The sequence below is a fragment of the uncultured Phascolarctobacterium sp. genome (assembly GCF_902463975.1).
GTDB lineage: Bacteria > Bacillota > Negativicutes > Acidaminococcales > Acidaminococcaceae > Phascolarctobacterium_A.
The window spans coordinates 41,920-63,639 of record NZ_CABQHJ010000013.1; the positions used below are offsets into that span (position 1 = coordinate 41,920).

The 21,720-nt window shown below is 46.6% G+C and carries 21 protein-coding genes; all 21 read left to right on the top strand.

The genetic code is table 11. The features are described from left to right. Positions 1-208 precede the first annotated feature (208 nt). Complete coding sequence (locus RDW05_RS05400; RefSeq protein ID WP_293807847.1) at positions 209-961, top strand: amino acid ABC transporter ATP-binding protein; 753 nt, start codon at positions 209-211, stop codon at positions 959-961. 22 nt (positions 962-983) lie between these two features. Continuing rightward, on the top strand, positions 984-1,829 hold the full coding sequence (locus RDW05_RS05405) for a transporter substrate-binding domain-containing protein (protein ID WP_307978123.1): 846 nt from the start codon (positions 984-986) through the stop codon (positions 1,827-1,829). A gap of 12 nt (positions 1,830-1,841) precedes the next feature. After that, the gene (locus tag RDW05_RS05410; RefSeq protein WP_307978124.1) at positions 1,842-2,543 is read left to right on the top strand and encodes an ABC transporter permease subunit; all 702 of its coding nucleotides are present in this window, start codon (positions 1,842-1,844) and stop codon (positions 2,541-2,543) included. After that, complete coding sequence (locus RDW05_RS05415; RefSeq protein ID WP_307978125.1) at positions 2,540-3,253, top strand: ABC transporter permease subunit; 714 nt, start codon at positions 2,540-2,542, stop codon at positions 3,251-3,253. The genes RDW05_RS05410 and RDW05_RS05415 overlap by 4 nt, the downstream gene beginning before the upstream one ends. Positions 3,254-3,274: 21 nt before the next feature. Beyond that, positions 3,275-4,288 (top strand): uroporphyrinogen decarboxylase family protein, encoded by a 1,014-nt coding sequence (locus RDW05_RS05420; protein WP_307978126.1) that lies wholly within the window; start codon positions 3,275-3,277, stop codon positions 4,286-4,288. A gap of 164 nt (positions 4,289-4,452) precedes the next feature. Then, entirely contained in the window at positions 4,453-6,912 is a 2,460-nt protein-coding gene (secA, locus tag RDW05_RS05425) for a preprotein translocase subunit SecA (protein WP_366914968.1), read from the top strand. A 118-nt stretch (positions 6,913-7,030) separates the two neighbouring features. Then, positions 7,031-8,135 (top strand): peptide chain release factor 2 gene (gene prfB, locus RDW05_RS05430; protein ID WP_187363676.1). Its coding sequence is split into 2 segments (ribosomal slippage): positions 7,031-7,099 and positions 7,101-8,135, totalling 1,104 coding nucleotides; the frame shifts between segments, so codons are not numbered across the junction. Positions 8,136-8,163: 28 nt separating this feature from the next. Next, positions 8,164-10,263 (top strand): DUF5693 family protein, encoded by a 2,100-nt coding sequence (locus RDW05_RS05435; protein ID WP_307978127.1) that lies wholly within the window; start codon positions 8,164-8,166, stop codon positions 10,261-10,263. Then, positions 10,260-11,342 (top strand): polysaccharide pyruvyl transferase CsaB, encoded by a 1,083-nt coding sequence (gene csaB, locus RDW05_RS05440; RefSeq protein WP_307978128.1) that lies wholly within the window; start codon positions 10,260-10,262, stop codon positions 11,340-11,342. The genes RDW05_RS05435 and csaB overlap by 4 nt, the downstream gene beginning before the upstream one ends. Before the next feature lie 25 nt (positions 11,343-11,367). Further along, entirely contained in the window at positions 11,368-12,045 is a 678-nt protein-coding gene (ftsE, locus tag RDW05_RS05445) for a cell division ATP-binding protein FtsE (protein WP_210685478.1), read from the top strand. Further along, the gene (gene ftsX / locus RDW05_RS05450; RefSeq protein WP_307978129.1) at positions 12,035-12,922 is read left to right on the top strand and encodes a permease-like cell division protein FtsX; all 888 of its coding nucleotides are present in this window, start codon (positions 12,035-12,037) and stop codon (positions 12,920-12,922) included. The genes ftsE and ftsX overlap by 11 nt, the downstream gene beginning before the upstream one ends. Positions 12,923-12,936: 14 nt before the next feature. Continuing rightward, complete coding sequence (locus RDW05_RS05455; protein WP_307978130.1) at positions 12,937-14,082, top strand: peptidoglycan DD-metalloendopeptidase family protein; 1,146 nt, start codon at positions 12,937-12,939, stop codon at positions 14,080-14,082. Between the two features lie 25 nt (positions 14,083-14,107). After that, positions 14,108-15,262 (top strand): S41 family peptidase, encoded by a 1,155-nt coding sequence (locus RDW05_RS05460; RefSeq protein WP_307978131.1) that lies wholly within the window; start codon positions 14,108-14,110, stop codon positions 15,260-15,262. Positions 15,263-15,274: 12 nt separating this feature from the next. Beyond that, the gene (locus tag RDW05_RS05465) at positions 15,275-15,622 is read left to right on the top strand and encodes an arsenate reductase family protein (protein ID WP_307978132.1); all 348 of its coding nucleotides are present in this window, start codon (positions 15,275-15,277) and stop codon (positions 15,620-15,622) included. Positions 15,623-15,772: 150 nt separating this feature from the next. Then, positions 15,773-16,990 (top strand): DUF1343 domain-containing protein, encoded by a 1,218-nt coding sequence (locus RDW05_RS05470; protein ID WP_307978133.1) that lies wholly within the window; start codon positions 15,773-15,775, stop codon positions 16,988-16,990. Positions 16,991-17,110: 120 nt separating this feature from the next. Continuing rightward, positions 17,111-17,632, top strand: a complete 522-nt coding sequence (locus RDW05_RS05475; protein ID WP_307978134.1) for a nitroreductase — start codon at positions 17,111-17,113, stop codon at positions 17,630-17,632. A 29-nt stretch (positions 17,633-17,661) separates the two neighbouring features. Next, complete coding sequence (locus tag RDW05_RS05480) at positions 17,662-17,994, top strand: hypothetical protein (protein ID WP_307978135.1); 333 nt, start codon at positions 17,662-17,664, stop codon at positions 17,992-17,994. Positions 17,995-18,269: 275 nt separating this feature from the next. Next, positions 18,270-18,539, top strand: a complete 270-nt coding sequence (locus RDW05_RS05485; protein WP_244944637.1) for a ribosomal L7Ae/L30e/S12e/Gadd45 family protein — start codon at positions 18,270-18,272, stop codon at positions 18,537-18,539. A gap of 52 nt (positions 18,540-18,591) precedes the next feature. Further along, positions 18,592-18,972 (top strand): 30S ribosomal protein S12, encoded by a 381-nt coding sequence (gene rpsL, locus RDW05_RS05490; RefSeq protein ID WP_009144758.1) that lies wholly within the window; start codon positions 18,592-18,594, stop codon positions 18,970-18,972. A gap of 46 nt (positions 18,973-19,018) precedes the next feature. Continuing rightward, a complete protein-coding gene (rpsG, locus tag RDW05_RS05495; protein ID WP_009144757.1) occupies positions 19,019-19,489 on the top strand; it encodes a 30S ribosomal protein S7 in 471 nt (156 codons plus the stop codon). Positions 19,490-19,524: 35 nt separating this feature from the next. Beyond that, on the top strand, positions 19,525-21,627 hold the full coding sequence (gene fusA, locus RDW05_RS05500) for an elongation factor G (protein ID WP_293722797.1): 2,103 nt from the start codon (positions 19,525-19,527) through the stop codon (positions 21,625-21,627). Positions 21,628-21,720: the final 93 nt, after the last annotated feature.

Sequence of the window (21,720 nt, forward strand, 5' to 3'; positions counted from 1 at the left end):
CTTAACTGTAGCAATCAACATGATGATGTGTAGCGGTATGTGTACTTGTATGTGCTTTTGTGATACCGAAAACCGAATGTGTTGATGCTATGGTAATGTAAAATTTTGCTGATTTTTTTACAGGCCATAGAGCCTGTTTTTTTATACTTAAAATTAGCGAAATAATTACTTACAGATGTATAATATCGAAAGCGGAGGGGCAGAAGCTATGCTGAAAGTTAATAATATACGTAAGTCCTTTAACGATAACGAAGTGTTGAAGGGTGTAGACATAGAAGTGAACAAGGGCGATGTAGTGACAATCCTTGGTCCCAGCGGCAGCGGTAAAACAACGCTTTTGCGCTGCATAAACTTTTTGGAAAAAGCTGATGCCGGACAATTGGATTTTGATGAGCAGCATCTTGACTACGCCAATGTAACCGGAAAGGAAATCAAAGCGATACGTCATAAAACAGCCTTTGTTTTTCAAAACTACAATTTGTTTAATAACAAAAATGCTTTAGAAAATGTTACCGAAGGCTTGATTTATGGCAGAGGCATGGAAAAGAGCAAGGCTGTTGCTCTTGCGAAACAGGCTCTGGATAAGGTTGGTCTTTCACATCGCTACGATTATTATCCGGCGCAGCTCAGCGGCGGACAGCAGCAGCGTGTGGGCATCGCCAGAGCAATTGCTGTCGAACCGGAGATTATTCTCATGGATGAGCCGACAAGTGCTTTGGATCCGGAGCTTATCGGAGAAGTGCTGGAGGTTATTAAGTCCTTGGCAAGAGAAGGCAAAACGATGGTAATTGTGACACATGAAATGCAATTTGCCCAGGAGATTGCTACTAAGGTTATTTTTATGGATGGCGGGCAAATTGTGGAGCAGGGGCCGGCAAGTAAAATTTTTACAAATCCCGATAAAGAACGTACCCGCAAATTTTTACGCCGCATTTTGCCGGAAGCGGAATATATTATCTGATTAAATGAAGGAGAGATAGATTATGAAAACGAACTGGAAAAAATTTACTGTTTTAGCTTTAGGTGTATTAACAGCGGCAGCTCTCTTAGGAGGCTGCGGCAGTGATAATAAAGCGGCAGGCTCTGCTGCTGACGGCAAGACTGTTGTCAAAACTGTTATTAGCGGCACAGAAGCACCGCTGTCCTGGGTTGATGAAAAAGGCGAAAAGCATGGTTACGAATATGACGTACTGTTGGAGGTTAATAAACGATTGAAAAATTACCGCCTGGATATTCAGGCAGTACCGCCTGAAACAGAGGACGTAATGATGGAATCCGGTGATGCCAAGGTAGCAACAGGCGGTTATTTCAAAAACGCACAGCGTGAGCAAAACTTTCTTCTGCCTGAAAGTCCTATTGGTGCCAGCAGTCTGATGGTTTATGTGACTAAGGGCAATGAAACCAAGTATAAAAACCTGGAGGAACTTTTAAAAGATGGCAAGAAAATCGTTCCGCTGACAGCTAACGGCGGTGCCTTCCGCATTATTACGGAATGGAATAAAAAGCATGGAAATATTTTACCGGAAATCCCCGTACAATCAGGTGTAAGCGTAGCTGAGCGTATCAAGAGCATTAAGGAAGGTCAATACGATGCCTACATTATTCCCAATAACCTTGGCGTAGAAGATTTGGCTGCCAAGCAGGGAGTAACGCTTGTTGCTCTGCCTGAACCGATTAAAGTCAATGCTACTTATGTGCTTGTAAACAAGAAAGAGGATAAGCTCGCGGGCGAAATCAATGAAGCCTTAAAGAGCCTGCGTGACGATGGAACCTTGGCAAAGATTTCTACTAAATGGTATAAGGATGATTTGCTGAAATTATTAAAGTAAGGAGTGAGCAGGGTGCTGACTTTTAGCGTAGATTATTTTTTGACAGTATGGCCTAAGCTGCTGGAAGCAGTACCGTTTACTATCTATTTTATCGTGATGAGCAGTATTGTCAGCCTGCTGGCCGGCATTATTGTAGCCTGCATACGTATCCCGCGGTTGCCGGTGTTGTATCAGCTTACGGAGCTGTGGATGTCCTTTGTACGCAGCATGCCCTTTGTCCTGCTGCTCTTCTTATGCTACTTTTTGCTGCCGCTGCCTTTACAGGCAGCAGGCATCACCGGCAGTGATGTGCCGAAGGAAGTTTACGTATACGCAGCTATGATCCTGCATTACGGGCCTGTTATCGCCGAGGTTATCCGTCCTGCATATGAGGCTGTGCCTCGCGGGCAGACAGAGGCGGCAATCGCCTTCAACCTTAGTGCCTGGCATCGGGTAACGCAGATAATTTTACCGCAGGCCTTGCCTATAATGCTTCCTGGACTCGTAAATCAGGTGATAGAAATAATAAAAGATACATCACTGATGTATATGATAGGACTGATGGATTTAATGGGACGCGCCAACCTGTTAATTCACCTGCGTATGGGTGAGGGCAAGCTGGAATGCTACATAGCGGTAGCGATTATTTACTGGCTGCTGATTAGCGCATTGGAGCTGTTGGCTGCACGGCTTGACAGGAACAGCCAAAAATTTTTAAGGAGGCAGGCAGCATGACTATAGATTTTGCAACCATTATAGAAGCGTTTCTCTTCATTGTTAAACGCTTGCCTGTTACTTTATTTATTCCGGCAGTTACCTTGGTGGCAGGTATAGTCTTAGGTTCGGTAATAGCAATTATCCGTCTGCGCAGCGGAAAATTTGTAAATGCTGTGCTGGCAACAGGAGTATCCTTTGTCCGTGCCGTACCGGCGATTGTGCAGGTGTTTATCCTGTATTACAGCCTGCCTTATCTGCTGGCGCCGCTTTTAAGCTCTTTGACGGGCAGCGTAGTGAAGCCTTTTGATGTAAGTCCCTATTGGACAGCTTATATTTTCTTCATTATTTATCAGACTGCCTATCAGTCGGAAAATATCCGTGGTGCTTTGCTTGCGGTAGATAAGGGACAGATGGAAGCTGCTATGGCGGCAGGCTTGTCCACCTATCAGGCTTACAAGCGTATTATTCTGCCACAGGCCTTTGCTGTAGCGGTTCCTTCGTTCTTCACATATTATCTGCATGGAGTTAAGGGGCTGGCACTACTGTTTACGATTAAGATTGTTGATATTTTTGCCGCCGCCGATATATTTGCGGCATTATACAGCAGACGCACCGAACCGTATATTGCGGATGCGTTGCTTTACTGGGTGTTATGCATAGTGCTGACACTGTTGTTTAATAAATGGGAAAATAATTTAAAAGCAAATCTTGCTTTAGCAAAAAATTGATTTGACGAGGAGTTGTTAATTATGAATAAATCACAACGTGTGGAAGCTGCGATTAAAGGGCAGTCTGTAGATAGAATCCCGTTTTCCGTATGGTATCATATGTCAGGTGTGGACCAGGATCCTGTAAGCCTGGCGGAAACAACGGCGGAGCTGACTAAAAAGTATGATTATGATTTTGTCAAGATGATGCCCTTCGGCCTTTATGGTGTGCAGGATTTGGGCGCACGTATCAAAATTTATTCTCAGCAGGGTAAACCGCCTGTATGGGAGCATGGCCCGGTAAATAAGATAGAAGATTATTTCAGCTTAAAGCCGATTCCCGCTATTCAGGGAACCTATGGCAAGCAGCTGGAGTTTACCGAACTGTTACGTAAACAACTGCCTGGCGATGTACCTTATATTCAGACTATTTTCAGCCCGCTGACGACCTTGCATAAGCTTGTCGGTGACAGAGTGCTGGAAGATTTGAAGACCAGTCCTGAGGCAGTACGCTATGCGTTGGCTGTAATTACAGAAATTACGCTTGATTTTATTAACGAAAATATTAAACGCGGTGTAAGCGGCTTCTTCTTTGCAACGCAGGAAGCACGCAAAGAGCTGATTTCGTTGGAAAACTACCGTAGCTTTGCAGAACCGTATGATTTACAGGTACTGCAAAGCTACGTTAACCGTACATGGTTTAATGTTGTACATATCCATGGACTTGATGTGTACTTTGATGAGATTGCGCAGCATTATCCCGGTAATGTTATCAACTGGCATGACCGTAATACGGAACCGTCATTGGCAGAGGCCAGAGCTACAACCGATAAGGCTTTTTTGGCCGGTATTGCGGCAGCAACAAAGGTTGTTGATGGTAAAGAGGTACGTGACGATATTATTCAGGATGGTACGCCGGAAAGTATTATTGCTCACATTCGTGAAGCTATTGCTTCCGTCGACGGCAAGAGGTTGTTAATCGGTCCCGGCTGCTGCGTAGACCAATTTGCCCCTGAAGAGAATCTGGCTGCTGTACGTAAAGCGGTGGAGCTGTAAGCAAAAGCCGTATCTGAACCGTAAGGAAAAATAAAACAAATATTTTAACCTAAACTTCACAAAAAAGCACAGGAAATTCACCTGTGCTTTTTGCTTTTTAAGAGAGATTCTGCTATAATTTAAAATTAGGTGTATAGTCTTTTCAAACACCATAATTTTAAGGAGTGATCGTGTTGCTCGAAGGCATTTTAAAGAAAATTTTTGGTGATCCCAACGAAAAAGAAATCAAAAACATTCGTGTAATCGTAGATAAGATCAATAGTCTTGAAAAGGACATGGAAGGCCTTAGCTCTGCCAATCTGGCAGCCAAGACTGGCGAATTTAAGGTACGTTTGCAAAAGGGTGAAACCCTGGACGATATTCTTCCGGAAGCATTTGCCGTTGTCCGTGAAGCGTCCAGACGTGTTACCGGCATGCGTCATTTTGATGTACAGTTAATTGGCGGTGTAGTACTGCATCGCGGCAAGATTGCCGAGATGCGTACCGGCGAAGGTAAAACTCTGGTAGCTACTGCGCCTGTATATCTGAACGCGCTGACCGGCAAGGGCGTGCATGTTGTAACTGTCAATGATTATCTGGCACGCCGCGACAGCGAGGATATGGGCCGTATTTACAAGTTCCTCGGTCTGTCTGTAGGTCTGATTGTGCATGATATGGACTTCCCCGACCGTAAGGCTGCCTATGCCGCAGATATTACTTACGGTACCAATAATGAATTCGGCTTTGACTATCTGCGTGATAACATGGTAGTTGATGAAAATCAGATGGTTCAGCGTGAGCTGAATTACTGTATTGTCGATGAGGTCGACAGTATCCTGATTGACGAAGCGCGTACCCCGCTGATTATCTCCGGCCCCGGTGAAAAATCCACCGAGCTGTATCAGGTTCTGGCCCGTGTTGTTGCCAACATGGAAGAAGGCGAGGACTATACTGTTGATGAAAAACAAAAACAGGTAGCACCTACTGAAAAGGGTATTGCCAAGGCAGAAAAAATGCTGGGCATCGGCAACCTGTATGACAATGAGCATGGTGTGGACTACTCCCACCAGATTATGTGCGCTCTGAAGGCTAAGGCTTTGATGCATCGCGACCGTGATTACGTGGTTAAGGATGGTCAGGTTATCATCGTCGATGAGTTTACCGGCCGTCTGATGTTCGGCCGTCGTTTCTCCGAAGGCCTGCATCAGGCTATCGAAGCTAAGGAAGGCGTAAAGGTAGAACGCGAAAGCCAGACACTGGCAACTATTACCTTCCAGAACTACTTCCGTATGTACAAAAAGCTTGCCGGTATGACCGGTACTGCTAAGACTGAGGAGCAGGAGTTCCAGAAGATTTATAATCTGCCGGTTGTTGTTGTACCTACCAATAAGCCGATGATCCGTATCGACTATCCTGATGTTATCTATAAAACACGTATTGCTAAATACAAGGCAGCAGTCAACGAGATTGAAGAATGCCATAAGTCCGGACGTCCGGTACTGGTTGGTACTACTTCCATTGCTCAATCCGAAGAGCTGAGCGCTATGCTCAAACGCCGCAACATTCCGCATAACGTGCTGAATGCGAAGTACCATGAAAAAGAGGCTGAGATTATTTCTCATGCAGGCCAATACGGTGCTGTAACCATTGCTACCAACATGGCAGGCCGTGGTACCGATATTACCTTGGGTGAAGGCGTTCCTGAATTAGGCGGTCTGCATATTATCGGTACAGAGCGTCATGAAAGCCGTCGTATCGATAACCAGCTGCGTGGCCGTTGCGCCCGTCAGGGTGACCCCGGTTCTTCCAAGTTCTTCCTGAGCCTGGAGGATGATCTGATGCGTCTGTTCGGCAGTGATAATATTGCCGGCATCATGGACAAGCTGGGCATGGAGGACGATGAGCCGATTGAACACAGCCTTGTTACCAAGTCCATCGAAAATGCACAGAAGAAGGTTGAAGCACGTAACTTCAGCATTCGTAAGCATGTCCTGGAGTATGACGATGTTATGAACCAGCAGCGTGAGGTTATTTATTCTCAGCGTCATAAAATCCTGCATCAGGAAAATCTTAAGGATACCATCAAGGAAATGGTTGATGAAACCGTTGAACGTACTATGACCATGTACGCACCGCCTGAGGTTTACTCTGAGGATTGGGATCTGCAGGCTCTGATTAACTACGCTGAGGATTTCTATGCTCCGCGTGGTCTGCTGACCGTAGATTATCTGCAAAACCTCAGCCGTGAAGAGCTGGCTGAATATCTGCAGAAGGTTGCTGATGACAACTACCAGGCACGTGAGGACGCAATCGGTCCTGAGCTGATGCGCGAGCTGGAAAACCTGGTTATGCTGAAGGTTGTAGACAACCACTGGATGGAGCATCTGGATGCTATGGATATGCTGCGTGAAGGCGTTGGCCTGCGTGCATATGGTCAGAAGGATCCGCTGGTTGAGTACAAATTTGAAGCCTACGATATGTTTGAGGCTATGATGGAGGCTATCAAGGAAGACGTTGTCCGCTACATTTACCGCGTCAATGTTATTACCCAGCCGCAGGTTGAAGACCCGCTGGAAAATGCTTCCACCAATAACCCGACTCCCGAGGGTGACGAGGGCAATTTGAAAGCTGAACCCAAGAAATAATTTTTAAGTCAGCAGCCTTGGCTGCTGACTTACTTAGCCTTGTTTGCAAGAACTCGGCAAAACGGCTGAGGCCGTAAATAACTAATATTTGCTACACGAAAGGTTGTGAGGAATTTTGTTGATTGAAGAATATAAGCCTGAAATTACAAATCTGCAAGCAAAATTAGAGGAAATGAGGGGATCTCTTTGACATCGCTGTCAAAGAAGATCGTATTGCAGAATTAGAACATAAAATGGGTGATCCTACTTTTTGGGATGATCCGGAAAAGGCACAAAAAACTGCGCAGGATGTTAACAGCTTAAAGGAAGAGGTTGACGGTTTCCATAAATTAAGCGCAGGTGTTGACGATTTGGAAGCTTTGCAGGAAATGGCTGCCGAAGAAAATGATGAAAGCCTGCTTCCTGAAATGGATGAGCTGCTGGCAAAATGCCGCAGCGAGCTTGAGCATTTGGAGCTGGGTATGCTGCTCAGCGGTGAATATGATGCCAATAATGCTATCCTGACACTGCATGCAGGTGCCGGCGGTACCGAAGCGCAGGACTGGACCAGTATGCTGCTGCGCATGTTTACCCGTTTTGCGGAGCAAAACGGCTTTGCGTTGGAGATGCTCGACTATCAGCCGGGTGATGAGGCCGGTGTAAAAAGTGCTACCATTCAGGTTAACGGCCACAATGCTTATGGCTTCTTGCGCTCTGAAAAGGGTGTACACCGTCTGGTGCGCATTTCTCCGTTTGATGCCAATGCCCGCCGTCATACCTCCTTTGCTGCGGTAGACGTAATGCCGGAGCTGGATGATACTGTTGATGTAAATATTAATATGGATGAGGTGCGCGTCGATGTTTACCGTTCCAGTGGTGCCGGCGGTCAGCACGTCAACAAAACGTCCTCTGCTGTACGTATGACACATGAACCGACGGGTATCGTTGTTCAATGTCAGAATGAGCGTTCCCAAATTCAGAATCGTGAGCGCTGCCTGCAGATGCTGCGTGCAAAATTATATGAATATGAAAAGGCTAAGCAGGATGCTCTTGTCAGCGATATTGCCGGTGATTACCAGAATATCGAATGGGGCAGCCAGATTCGTTCCTATGTGTTCCAGCCCTATACTATGGTTAAGGACCATCGTACCGGCTGCGAAACCGGTAACATTCAGGCTGTTATGGATGGCGATTTGATGCCGTTCGTAGAAGCATATCTGCGCAGTCAGCAGAAGAAGGTTTAATAAAGCGAGGTCTGAACAGGTGAATTTTATGAAAAGCCGATATAATCCTTTGCTTTTGGCAGTAATCGTAATCGGTCTTGTTTGCGCCTTATGGCTGAACGTTGTCCGTCACGATGTTGAACAAAAAAACAATACTGTAGAAATGGCTATGGAGTACGAGGGCTTACGTAAGCTGGCTGCCTTGCAGGGCCTGCCGGAGGAGGATGTACTGCGTCAGTTTAAGGATGCAGGCATCAACTCGCTGATGATTTTTGATACTACGCTGGAGCGTCTGACTAAAAACGGCGAAATCCAGACGGTAACAGGCGGTGAGCTGCGTCAGGCAGCTGCGCTTGGTTCCGGCATGGGTGTTTTCGCTAATGTGGGAGCCGGCGATGTTGAAGAAAATGCTGCTTACGTTGCTGCTACTGACAAGCAGTCTGTCTTAGATGATGTAGAGCAGGATTTGTGCCTACGCTACGGTGCTGACCGTGTAAAGGTTGTAAGTGAAAATCCGCGTATTATCAAAATCAAGGGCAGCACTACACCTCTGCCTGAGGGTAAATACGATGAGCCTCAGGGACTGCTGCAGGCTCCTTTAGGTTTGCCAGTGCAGGATATGCGTAAGGTTGCTGCTTTGGGCTTCAAAATTATCGTACGTCCGCAAAATTATGTGGATGTAACGGATGAGCAGATTGACGGCATTTTTGCCCGCATTAAAGAAGCCGGTGTATCAGTTGATGCTCTGATGCCATGCGGTACAGAGGTTGTGGGCTATCCTAATAAAATGCAGCATTTTGGCGAGCGTATGAAGGAAAACAACATGACGCTGGTAATGCTGGAGCATTATACCCAGCTGCAGTTTGCTAAAATCGACGGTCTGCTGCCTTTGGCTGAGTTCAATAACTATAAGGCTGCCCGTTCCTATGTTATCGACCCGACCGAGCAAAAGAAAATCAGCGTGGGCGAGGCTTTGCGCCGTTGGGCGCTGACGGACGAGGAGCGCAATATCCGCGTGAACTATATCCGTCCCTTCCTGATGCCTGAGGGTGGTCAGGATATTATGAAGACTAACCTGAAGTATGTGCGTGATATTAAGGCCAGCGTCGAAGCGCGTGGTTATACTATCGGCGAAGCAGGTGTTTTCAGCGCCGAAAACAAAGATGGCTTTGCACCGTATTTCCCTGCAAAGGTAAGCTTTATTCCTATTGTACTGGCGATTGCCGCAGGTGTAGTGCTGTATCTTGCGCTGCTCTTTAACCTGGGCGGCAAGCAGCAAATAGCACTGTGGGCAATTTTTTCTGCTGGTGCTCTGGCACTGCTGTTTATCGGCCGCGGCCTGTTTACACGTCAGCTGCTGGCTTTGGCGGCAGCAAGTGTTTTCCCGGTGCTTTCAATGAATGTTATCTTTAACATTTGGGATAAAAATACGAGTGATAAGCACAGTCTGCTTGCTATCTGCTGGAACGGTATCTGGCAGCTGGCGTTGGCTATTGCTTTGTCTTTGGTGGGCGCAGCCTTCCTGTCTGCGATATTGACAGACAGCCGCTTCCTGCTGGAAATTGATATCTACCGTGGAGTAAAGTTAACCTTTATTCTGCCGGTTATGCTGACAGCAGTTCTCTTTATGAAACGCTATGACCTGCTGCAGGTTGTGGGCAAGGGATTGAAAACTCTGTGGGAGCGTCTTAACGGTTTGCTTGACACAGAGATTACCTTCCGTCATGTAGCAGTGCTTGCGGTGCTGCTGTTTATTGCATATTATTTTGTCGGCCGCAGCGGTCACACCGGTGGTGTGCCTGTGCCGGCGATTGAATTGAAGATGCGTGCCTTCTTAGAGCAGCTGATGTATGCACGTCCGCGCGAAAAAGAGTTTATGATTGGTCATCCGGCATTTTTCGTAGCAGTGCTTGCTGTTTACCGTTGCGCACCGCGTTGGTGGCAGTTTGTACTGACCTGCGCTGCCGTTATCGGACAGGGCAGTCTGGTGCAGACCTTCTGTCATATGCGTACTCCGGTTGTTATGAGCTTTGTACGTGCTCTCGACGGCTATGCTGTTGGCGTTGTATTCGGCGTAATCGCTGTACTGGTGCTTGGCATGCTGTTGCCTTTAGTTGTTAAGTTTAGAAGGAGATACCTTGAAGAATGAGTAAGATCGTGATTTCCGGATACTATGGATTTGCTAATGCCGGAGATGAAGCTATGCTGACCGCGATCATTAAGGCTTTGCGCAGTACGGAAAAGACCGTGGAGCTGACGGTTATCTCGGGCAATCCGCCCGCTACTGCCGCAAAACACAAGGTGAATTCTCTTCATCGTTTCAGCTTTTGCAAAATTTTTGCTGCCCTGATGGACTGTGACCTGCTGCTCAGCGGCGGTGGCAGTCTGCTTCAGGACGTTACCAGCAAGCGTAGTCTGTTATATTATCTGTTTATCTTGGCTTTGGGCCTGTTGCTCAAAAAAAAGGTCATGCTTTTCGGTCAGGGTATAGGACCTATCCATAACAGACTTATGCGCAGGCTGACTAAATTTATCTGCAGCCGGGTGGATTTGATAACCGTGCGTGACCAAGACTCGTTGTATGAACTGCGCCGCATCGGTGTACCGGCGGAAAAGGTGCAGCTTACAGCCGATTCTGTGCTGACCTTGCCGCAGGAAAGTAAGGAAAAAGGACTCGAATTGCTGCAGCAGTTTAATATTCCTGAAAATAAAATGCTGATAGCAATCAGTGTACGTAAATGGCAGGAGGATGATAAGTACCTGCTGGAGCTGGCTAAGGCTGCGGATATTCTAGCTAAGGAATATAAGGCACATATTGTGCTGCTGCCGCTGCAATATCCTGTGGATGTGGCTGCCTGCAACAGATTACAGCACTTTATGAGGAGCAAGGCAGACAGTACTGTTTTGGAAACCGGATGTGATACCGAGCAGTTTTTGTCGCTGATGGGTAACTTTAATCTGCTTATCGGCATGCGCCTGCATGCGCTGATTTTTGCTGCAGTTATGGAGCTGCCTTTTGTGGCTGTATCCTATGACCCCAAAATTGACGGCTTTGTTAAAGACATTAACGGCATCAGCGCAGGAGCTGTGGAAACACTGCAGGCTGCGCAGGTAGTTGCGTCTGCGCGCAAGGCGCTGGCTTCTGCCAATGCTGCTCATGGACTTTTGGATACATTGAGAGCGAAAGCTTTTTTAAATGCAAAGGAAGCCTTTGATTTATTAAATTGAGAGGAGATTGAAGGTAGTGCTGAAAATGACTGATGTAAGCAAGGTATATCCCGGTGGGTCTGTTGCCTTGCAGAACGTCGATATTCATATTGAACCAGGCGAATTCGTCTTTGTTGTAGGACCTAGCGGCGCTGGTAAGTCTACCTTTATCAAAATGCTGTTCCGTGAGGTTCTGCCGACCACGGGCAGCATTTTTGTTAATGGCGTGGATATTTTATCGCTGACACCCAATGAGATTCCGTATATGAGGCGTCAGCTGGGCATAATTTTCCAGGATTACCGCCTGCTTCCGGACCGTACGGTTTATGAAAACGTAGCTTTTGCTATGGAGGTAATAGAAACACCGCGCCGCAAGATTAAGCGCAGAGTGTTGAATGTATTGGATCTTGTCGGCCTGCGTCACCGTGCCGATGCTTATCCTAATGAGCTGAGCGGTGGCGAGCAGCAGCGTATCGCTATTGCCCGTGCTATTGTCAACGATCCTATTATGGTAATTGCCGACGAACCTACAGGTAACCTGGACCCGGAAACAAGCTGGGATATTATGGAAATCTTTAAGGAAATTAATGCTGAAGGAACTACGATTGTCATGGCAACTCACGATAAAGAAATAGTTGATGCCATGGGCAAGCGCGTTATAGCCATAGAGGACGGGCATATCGTACGTGATGAAGCAAGCGGGGTATATGGCTATGAGCTTTAGTACAAAAGAATATTTTGTTAAGGAAACCTATAAATCTATCAGGCGTAACGGCTTTATGAGCTTTGCTTCTATTTCGACTGTAGCGGTTTCGCTGTTAGTGCTGGGAATGTTTCTGCTGATTTTTCTCAACACCAACAATTTGGCACAGTATCTGGAAAGTCAGGTACAGGTGTCGGTCTATATGCAGGATAATGCCTCTGCGGAGGAGCTGAAAGCAGTAGAAGCGAAGCTGAAGAAGATGCCCGGCGTAGTCAAGGTAACGCCGGTAAGCAAGCAGCAGGCTCTGGCACGCTTCAAGGAGCGTCTTGGCGATCAGGAGCAGCTGCTCAACAGTTTGGGTAAGGACAATCCGTTCCCCAATTCCTTTGAGGTGCAGGTGGATAGTCCCGAGCGCATCAAGGTTATCACGCCTTCTATCGGACAGCTGCCTAAGGTAGAAACAGCTAAATTCGGTCAGGAGGTTGTGGAGCACCTGTTTTCTCTGACCAAAATATTGCGCTTCGGCGGCATTGTGCTGGTTATATTTTTAGCTATGGCAACGCTGTTTATTATCTCCAATACTATCCGTCTGACGGTTTTTGCCCGCCGTAAGGAAGTTGTCATTATGAAATATGTAGGTGCAACCGACTGGTTTATCCGCTGGCCATTTTTGCTGGAAGGAATGACCTTAGGCTTTTTCGGCGCTGTGATTGCATCTGTCTGCATTAACAGCCTTTACGCCGGGCTGTTGGAAAGAATCCATGCTACTCTGGCCTTTCTGCCGTTACTGCCCACATCGCCCCTATTGTTTTATGTAACAATGTTTTTGCTGGCAGCCGGTACTGGGATTGGTGCCTTGGGCAGCTACATCTCCTTGCGTAAGTTTTTGCGCGTTTAAGGGAGGCATATGTGATGGAGAAAAAGAAGCTTGGTGGCTTGCTGTTGGCCCTGTGGCTGGCGGTGCTGCCAATTTACGGTGCTTTGTGCTTTGCTGATACTGCTGATGATAAGCGTGCGGAGCTTAACGATGTGCGCCAGCGAATGGAGCGTATGCAGACGCGCAAGGAGCAGGCGCGCAGGAAGGCTGAAAGCGCCAGCGCACAGCTGAGTGAGGTTATGGGCAGCCTGAATGAGCTGCAATCACAGGCTAATAATCTGCAGAAAAAAAGCGATACTCTGCAGGGAAAAATAAATGATAACCAGGCTAAGCTGGAGAAAAAGCAACAGGAAATGCAGGAGCGGATGTTGATTTACCGCAAGCGTCTGCGTGATATTTATATCAACGGTCAGATAAATTATCTGGATGTGCTTTTGGGTGCCAAGGATTTCAGTGATTTTTCCTCGCGTATGTATTTGCTGCAAAAAATCATCAGCCGCGACCTGGAGCTGTTGGAAAAGTTGAAGCAGGATGCTGCTGAAATCAACAGCCGTAAGGAGCAGCTGGCAGCAGAAATGAAGGAAATTAAGGCTACGCAGACTGAGCTGGAGGCTAAGAAGGCCAAGGTCAATAAGCTGCGTGAGCAGCGTGCCTATATGCTTTACAAGGCACAGGAGGAAGAGCAGTCCAGCCAGGAGGAATATGAGCGTCTGCTGGCTATTTCGGAAAATATCGCTTCTATGCTGCGTAATATGGAGGCAGGCGGCGGTGGTGCACCTGCCGGACAAGGCGGTACAGGTCAGTTTATGTGGCCCTGCAATGGTCCGATTACTTCTTATTATGGCTGGAGAACACATCCGATTTTTGGTACTACCAAGTATCATAGCGGCATGGATATTGCGGTTGATTCGGGAACGCCGATTCATGCTGCTGACAGCGGCACTGTAGTTTACAGCGGCTGGCTCGGAGGCTACGGCAACTGCATAATGATTGACCATGGCGGCGGTCTTGTAACTCTGTATGCACATAATTCGGCGTTAAATGTTGGTGAGGGGCAATATGTAAGCAAGGGCACAGTTGTTGCTTATGCAGGCAGTACCGGTTATTCTACCGGTCCGCACTGTCATTTTGAGGTGCGTCTGCATGGTGAGCTTACAGAGCCGTTAAATTATTTGCCATGATAGACAGAAAACGGAGGCAATAGAATTGTTTGGAAAAAGAAGATGGCAGCTTACAGCCTGCTGCCTGCTGACAGCGGTGTTGACTACTGCAGCAATCGTAGGAACTGAAGCTGTGCTGTTAAACAGGTTGACTGGCAGTGTTTCGGAATCAGTGCGCTTTTTGCGCACTATGAAGCTTTTGAAGCGCAATTATAACGGCGAGGTTGACAATCACCAACTGTTCGATGGTGCACTTAAAGGCATGGTAGAGTCTGTTGGTGATCCTTATACAGTTTATCTGAACAAGAAGGATTTTCAGCAGCTGAGCGAAATGACAGTTGGCAGTTTTGGCGGCATTGGTATTGTTTTTGGTAAGCGCGGTAATGACTATGTGGTTATTTCTGCTTTAGAGGATAACCCAGGTGCGAAGGCAGGCATTAAGAGCGGTGATATTATTACTGCTATTGATGACAAGTCTACGCGTGAGATGAATATGGAGCAGGTAGCCAATAAAATCCGCGGAAAATACGGAACAACAGTTACGCTGGAGCTCAAGGATAAAGAGGGAAAGCTGCGTAAGGTAAATGTAGTACGAGCTGAAATCAAAAATCCTTCTGTTGCAGGACAAATGCTGGCGAATACCAAAATCGGTTATATAAGAATTGCTATATTTAATGAAAACACTGGTGATGACTTTGCCAAAAAATATGCTGAGCTGGAAAAGCAGGGCATGCAGGCCTTAGTGCTTGATTTGCGCGAAAATCCTGGCGGTATTTTGGATGCAGGTGTTGATGTTGCCGGAATGCTAGTGCCTAAAGGGCCTATTGTTTCTGTTATAGATAAAAACGGCAACAAATTTGAAGAAACATCAAGTCTGGAAAAGGTGAAATATCCTTTGGCTGTGCTTGTCGACCATGGCAGTGCCAGCGCGTCCGAAATTGTTGCCGGTGCCATTAAGGATACCAAGAGTGGTAAACTGTTTGGTGTAAAAACCTTTGGCAAGGGCAGTGTACAGTCTGTATATCGCCTGGACAATAATACTGCAGTAAAAATTACGGTGGCTAAATATTATACTCCGTCCGGCGTTTCTATTCATAATGTAGGCATTGAGCCTGATGTGAAGGTGGAGTTGCCAGATGACGCTACCGTTGATGTTCAGCTGAAGGCGGCAGAGGATTACCTGCTGCAGCAGCTACAGTAAGGAGGTATAAAGATGTTATTTGTTTGCTATCCTAAGTGCTCTACCTGCAAGAAGGCAGAGCAGTATCTGCAGGCTAAAGGCCTGAGCTTTACTGTGCGTGATATCAAGACTGACAATCCGACGGTTGACGAGCTGCGTACATGGTATACAGCCAGCGGCTTGCCGCTGAAACGCTTCTTCAACACCAGCGGCATTTTGTATAAGCAGCTGGGACTGAAGGATAAGCTGCCGACAATGAGCGAGGACGAGCAGCTGGAGCTGCTTGCAAGCGATGGTATGCTTGTTAAACGTCCGTTGGTAATTTATGACGGCGGTGTGTTGGTTGGCTTTAAACAGGCTGAATATGACGAGAAGCTCTGATATATTAATTTAAAATAACTTTGGAAAAACAGGCAGAACTTATGCGACAGGTCTGTCTGTTTTTTCTCTTTCGGAAGTACAGTTACTTTGCCGTCACGAAAACAGCAAATGTGCTAAAATATACTTAGAATTATTTTTGGGAGGGGTTTAATGAAAAAGTTGATATGCATATTATGCAGTTTATTGATAGTGCTGTTTGCGGCAAATGGTTTTGCGTCAGGCAGGGAAAAAAGAGTTGTATTAGGTATTGAACGCATTGATGAGCCGTTTGCTAAGCAGCTGCTTGCCGGAAAAAGACTGGGACTGTTTACCAATCAGTCCGGCGTGGACAGCAAGCTTCGCAGCAGCACAGAGCTGCTGCAGAAGAGCTATAATCTGACGGCACTGTTTGTGCCTGAGCATGGATTGTTCGGCGCTGTGGCGGCAGGCGAAACCTTTGAGAGTCACACCTATAAGGATATACCTGTACACAGCCTGTATGGAGAAAATCGCAGGCCTACGGCAAAAATGCTGGATGAGATTGACACCATGGTGGTTGATATTCAGGATGTCGGCATTCGTCACTATACATATTTTTCTTCGCTTGCTTATATAATGGAAGAATGCGCCAAAGCGAAAAAGCAGGTTGTTGTTTTGGACCGCCCTAATCCTTTAGGCGGTGCTATGCAGGGACCGGTTCTCAAGCCGGAATATAAAACTTTTATCGGGCTTTACGAGCTGCCGTTGCGTCATGGTCTTACTATAGGTGAATTTGCAAGCTATATCAACGCTACGCAGCATATCGGCTGTGAGCTGGCGGTGGTGCCTATGAAGGGATGGTCACGCAGAGAGCTGTGGCAGGATACAGGCCTGCCATGGGTACAGACATCTCCGCTGATTCCTACGGCAGAAACAGCGTTGCTATATGGTGTTACCGGTGTGTGCGGTGACAGCAATTTATCTGTAGGTGTTGGCACAGCTAAGCCATTTTACTTTGTGGGAGCACCCTTTGCTGATGCGGATGCCGTAAAGGCATCATTAGATGAAAAGCAGCTTGCAGGCGTGGCTTTTAGAGCAGCGCGCTTTACACCGCGCTATGGCGCTTATCAAGATGAGCTGGTGCAGGGTGTTGAAATTTATCTTACTGATGTACGCAGAGTTAATCTGCCTGAGCTGGATTATATTTTGTTTTCTACATTTAAAAGCCTATATCCTGAGCAGATTAAAACGCTGGAGCGTGGCTATGGCAGTAAAGGCTATAAGCTTGATATAGCTTTGGGCGAAAGCAGCTTGCGTGAAGGTGAAGCGCCAAAAACAGCTTTTGCGCGCTGGCATCAGGAGTGCGCGGCCTTTGAGCAGCAGGTAAAGCCTTATCTGCTGTATAAGTAAGGCTGCAGAGAAATTAACATTTTTGTTGCATTCTCAAGCAGGATAATAATGCCGCAGGCAAGAATAAAAATAATATAGCGTAATATCAAAAAATAATTGATGATAAGGAGCTGACATATAATGAATGCAGAATTACAGGCTTTAAAGGAACGCAGAAGCGTCCGCAAATATAAGGCAGACATGGTGCCGCAGGAGTTGATTGACCAGGTTATTGAAGCCGGCCTTTATGCTGCCAGCGGTCATGGCGAGCAGGATTCGATTATTGTTGCGGTTACGAATAAAGAGGTGCGCGACAAGCTGTCGAAGATGAACAGTGCTATCATGGGCACGAAGAGTGATACGTTTTATGGTGCGCCAGTTGTTTTGATTGTGCTGGCGCCGAAGAGCAACAAGAATGCTATTTATGACGCAAGCCTTATCATGGGTAACCTGATGCAGGCAGCTCATACTGTAGGCCTTGGCAGCTGTTGGATTAACCGTGCCAAGGAAGAGTTTGCTTCCGAAGAAGGCAAACAGCTGCTGAAGGAATGGGGCATTGAGGGAGCGTATGAAGGTGTAGGCCACTGCATCCTCGGTTATACTGACGGACCTGTGCCTCAGGCTGCTCCGCGTAAAGCAAACCGTGTATTTTACGTAAAATAAAAACGTCCTTAACGAAAGGGGGAAGAAAAATGCTGAAAAAAACTGCTCTTTGCTTAGGTCTGCTGCTGGTTGCTGCATTTCCATGTATCGCAGGAGCTGCCACTCCTATCAACAGCGCAGGCTATTATAAAAATATCAAGCTGTGCGGTAAAGTGAAAATTGTTGACAGCTTTCCCGATATTAAGGTAAAAATTGTCGACAGCTTCCCGGATCTTAAGGTAAAGGTTGTCCAAAGCTTTCCCAATAATATAGGCGAGTGGCAATTTGTTGAGTACGGTGAAGATTTCAGAGTACAGTTTGTTGATAGTTTTCCAGATATAAAAATCAAATACGTTTCTTCCTTCCCGGGCGTTGCAAAATAATATGCATATGAGCTGTCAGAAGTGTTGACAGCTCTTTTTTTATGCGATATTTAAGGTGAATGCTCTGTTGAAAAAGTACTCCTTAGGTGTACTTTATGTATGAAGAAACAGTCAATGAAACACTTGGCTGCGTGTAAAGAAAGAAGCGCATTAACACGGCAGAAAGCGCTGCTAATTTTTTAAAAAAGTTGCTAAAAAGTGTTGACAGCTTGTGTATGAGATGTTACAATATACAAGTATCGCGGGAGAGCTATGCGCTCGATGAAGGAGGTAACATGATGGCACTTGAAGCTTTAAAGCAAGCTGAAAAGCATACTGTAGGCGTTAAGCAGACAGAAAAAGCTGTAGCAAGACAAGTTGCCGCTGTCGTCTATATCGCAAGTGATGCGGACGAGAGAGTTACCGGCAGGCTGATGCAACTGTGTCGGGAAAATTCAGTACCGGTTGAAAACACAGAAACGATGCTGGAAATCGGCAGAGCCTGCGGCATAAACGTCAAAGCAGCAGCGGCTGCGATACTTAAAGCCGATAAGGGCTTGGCGTGAGCCGAGTTTTTATAATCATTAAAATCTAATTGTTTGGAAAGGAGGTGCCGATATGCCTACAATTAACCAATTGGTTCGCAAAGGTAGAGAGGTTCTGAAAAGCAAATCTACTGCACCGGCATTGAAAGAATGCCCGCAAAAACGTGGCGTCTGCACTCGTGTTTACACCACTACCCCGAAGAAACCTAACTCTGCACTTCGTAAAGTAGCTCGTGTACGTTTGACCAACGGCATCGAAGTTACTGCTTATATCCCGGGTATCGGCCATAATCTTCAGGAACACAGTGTTGTTCTGATCAGAGGCGGAAGAGTCAAGGACCTTCCTGGTGTGCGTTACCATATCATTCGTGGTGCTCTTGATACTGCAGGCGTTGCTAACCGCAACCAATCTCGCTCCAAGTACGGTGCAAAACGTGCTAAAGCAAAGAAATAATTTCAAGAAAACATTAAGAATGATTTAATCCTAAGGAGGGAAACACATGCCGAGAAAAGGCCCTGTAACTAAAAGAGACGTACTGCCGGATCCGGTGTACGGTTCTAAGCTTTTAACTAGATTTATCAATAAAATTATGCTCGACGGCAAAAAAGGCGTTGCAGAACGTATTGTATACGATGCATTCGACCTGGTTCGTGCAAAGACTGGCAAAGATCCTTTGGAAGTGTTCGATGCTGCTATGCAGAACGTAATGCCGCTGCTGGAAGTTCGTGCCCGTCGTGTTGGTGGTGCAAACTACCAAGTACCTGTTGAAGTACGTGCTGACCGCAAAACCACCCTGGGTATCCGTTGGCTGGTAAACTACTCTCGTCTGCGTGGTGAGCGCACCATGTACGAGCGTGTAGCTGGTGAGATCATGGACGCTTCCAATGGCACTGGCGCAGCTGTTAAGAAACGCGAAGATACCCACAAGATGGCAGAAGCAAACAAAGCATTTGCTCATTACCGCTGGTAATGACCTGTCTCAGTTAATTTGAGGAGGATAAAGAAGTGGGCAGATTAATTCCGCTTGAGAGAACTAGAAATATCGGCATCATGGCTCACATCGATGCTGGTAAAACCACCACCACCGAACGTATTCTGTTCTATACCGGCAGAGTACATAAGATTGGTGAAACCCATGAAGGTGCTGCTACCATGGACTGGATGGTTCAGGAACAAGAGCGTGGTATTACCATCACCTCTGCTGCAACCACCTGCTACTGGGAAGGTTCCGAGCACCAATTCGATAAACATCGTATCAACATCATTGATACCCCGGGCCACGTTGACTTCACTGTAGAAGTTGAACGTTCCCTGCGTGTACTTGATGGCTCCGTTGCAGTTTTCTGTGCTAAGGGTGGTGTTGAGCCTCAGTCCGAAACCGTATGGCGTCAGGCTGACAAATACCATGTACCCCGTATGGCATATGTAAATAAAATGGATATTACCGGTGCAGACTTCTATCGTGTAATTGACATGATGAAGACTCGTCTGAATGCCAATGCAGTACCTATTCAACTGCCTATCGGCTTTGAAGATACTTTCCAGGGCATGATCGACCTGATCAAAATGAGAGCAATCGTTTATGATGATGCACTCGGTAAAGAAGAAGAGTTCGTAGAAATCCCGGCTGACATGAAAGAGAAAGCTGACGAATACCGTGCGGCATTGGTTGAAGCAGTTGCTGAATCCGATGACGAGCTGATGATGAAATATCTGGAAGGCGAAGAGCTGACCGAAGAAGAAATCATCGCTGGTATCCGTAAAGCAACTATCGCTTGCAAAATGACTCCGGTTTGCTGCGGTTCTTCCTACAAAAACAAAGGCGTTCAACCGATGCTGGACGCTGTAATCCAATTCATGCCTGCACCGACAGATGTTCCTAACATCAAAGGTGTAAACCCTGAAACCGGCGAAGAAGACGAGCGTCCGTCCAGCGACGAAGCTCCGTTCTCCGCACTGGCATTCAAGATTGCTACCGACCCGTTCGTTGGTAAGCTGGCATTCTTCCGTGTATACTCCGGTACCTTGACTGCTGGTTCTTATGTATATAACTCCACTAAAGGTAAACGTGAGCGTATCGGTCGTATCCTGCAAATGCATGCTAACCACCGTGAAGAAATTGAACAAGTTTACTCCGGTGATATCGCAGCTGCTGTAGGTCTGAAAGACACCACTACCGGTGATACTCTCTGCGATGAGAAAAACGAGATCATCCTCGAATCTATGGTATTCCCTGATCCTGTAATCTCCGTTGCAGTTGAACCTAAAACTAAAGCTGACCAGGAAAAAATGGGCATTGCTCTGCAAAAACTGGCAGAAGAAGATCCGACCTTCCGTGTTCACACTGATCCTGAAACTTCCCAAACCATTATTTCCGGTATGGGCGAGCTTCACCTGGACATCATTGTTGACCGTCTGCTGCGCGAATTCAAAGTAGGTTGTACTGTTGGTAACCCGCAGGTTGCTTACCGCGAAACCATTCGCAAAGCTGTTAAATCTGAAGGTAAATTTGTTCGTCAGTCCGGTGGTAAAGGCCAATATGGTCATTGCTGGCTGGAAATCACCCCGCGTGAACCTGGCGAAGGCTTCCTGTTTGAAAACAAAGTTGTTGGCGGCGCTATTCCTAAGGAATACATCGCTCCTATCGAAGCAGGCGTTAAAGAAGCTATGGAAAACGGCGTAGTTGCCGGTTATCCGATGGTTGATATCGCAGTTACTGTTTATGATGGTTCTTACCATGAAGTCGATTCTTCTGAAATGGCATTTAAGATTGCCGGTTCTATGGGCTTCAAGTCCGGTGCTGAAAAAGCTAACCCGGTTATCCTTGAGCCTTACATGAAAGTAGAAATTACTGTTCCTGAAGAATATATGGGCGACGTAATCGGCGACGTTAACTCCCGCCGTGGCCGCATCGAAGGCATGGAAGCTCGTAACGGTGCACAAGTAATCAATGCATTCGTTCCGCTGGCTGAGATGTTCGGTTATGCTACCGACCTGCGCAGCAAAACCCAAGGCCGTGGTAACTACTCCATGGAAGTAGACCACTACGAAGACGTTCCCAGAAACATTGCTGAGGCAATTATTGCTAAAAACAAAGGCACCAACTAAGCCTAGTTTTAACAAACAACCTTAAGGAGGAAATTCACAATGGCAAAAGCTAAATATGAAAGAACTAAACCGCATCTGAATATCGGCACCATC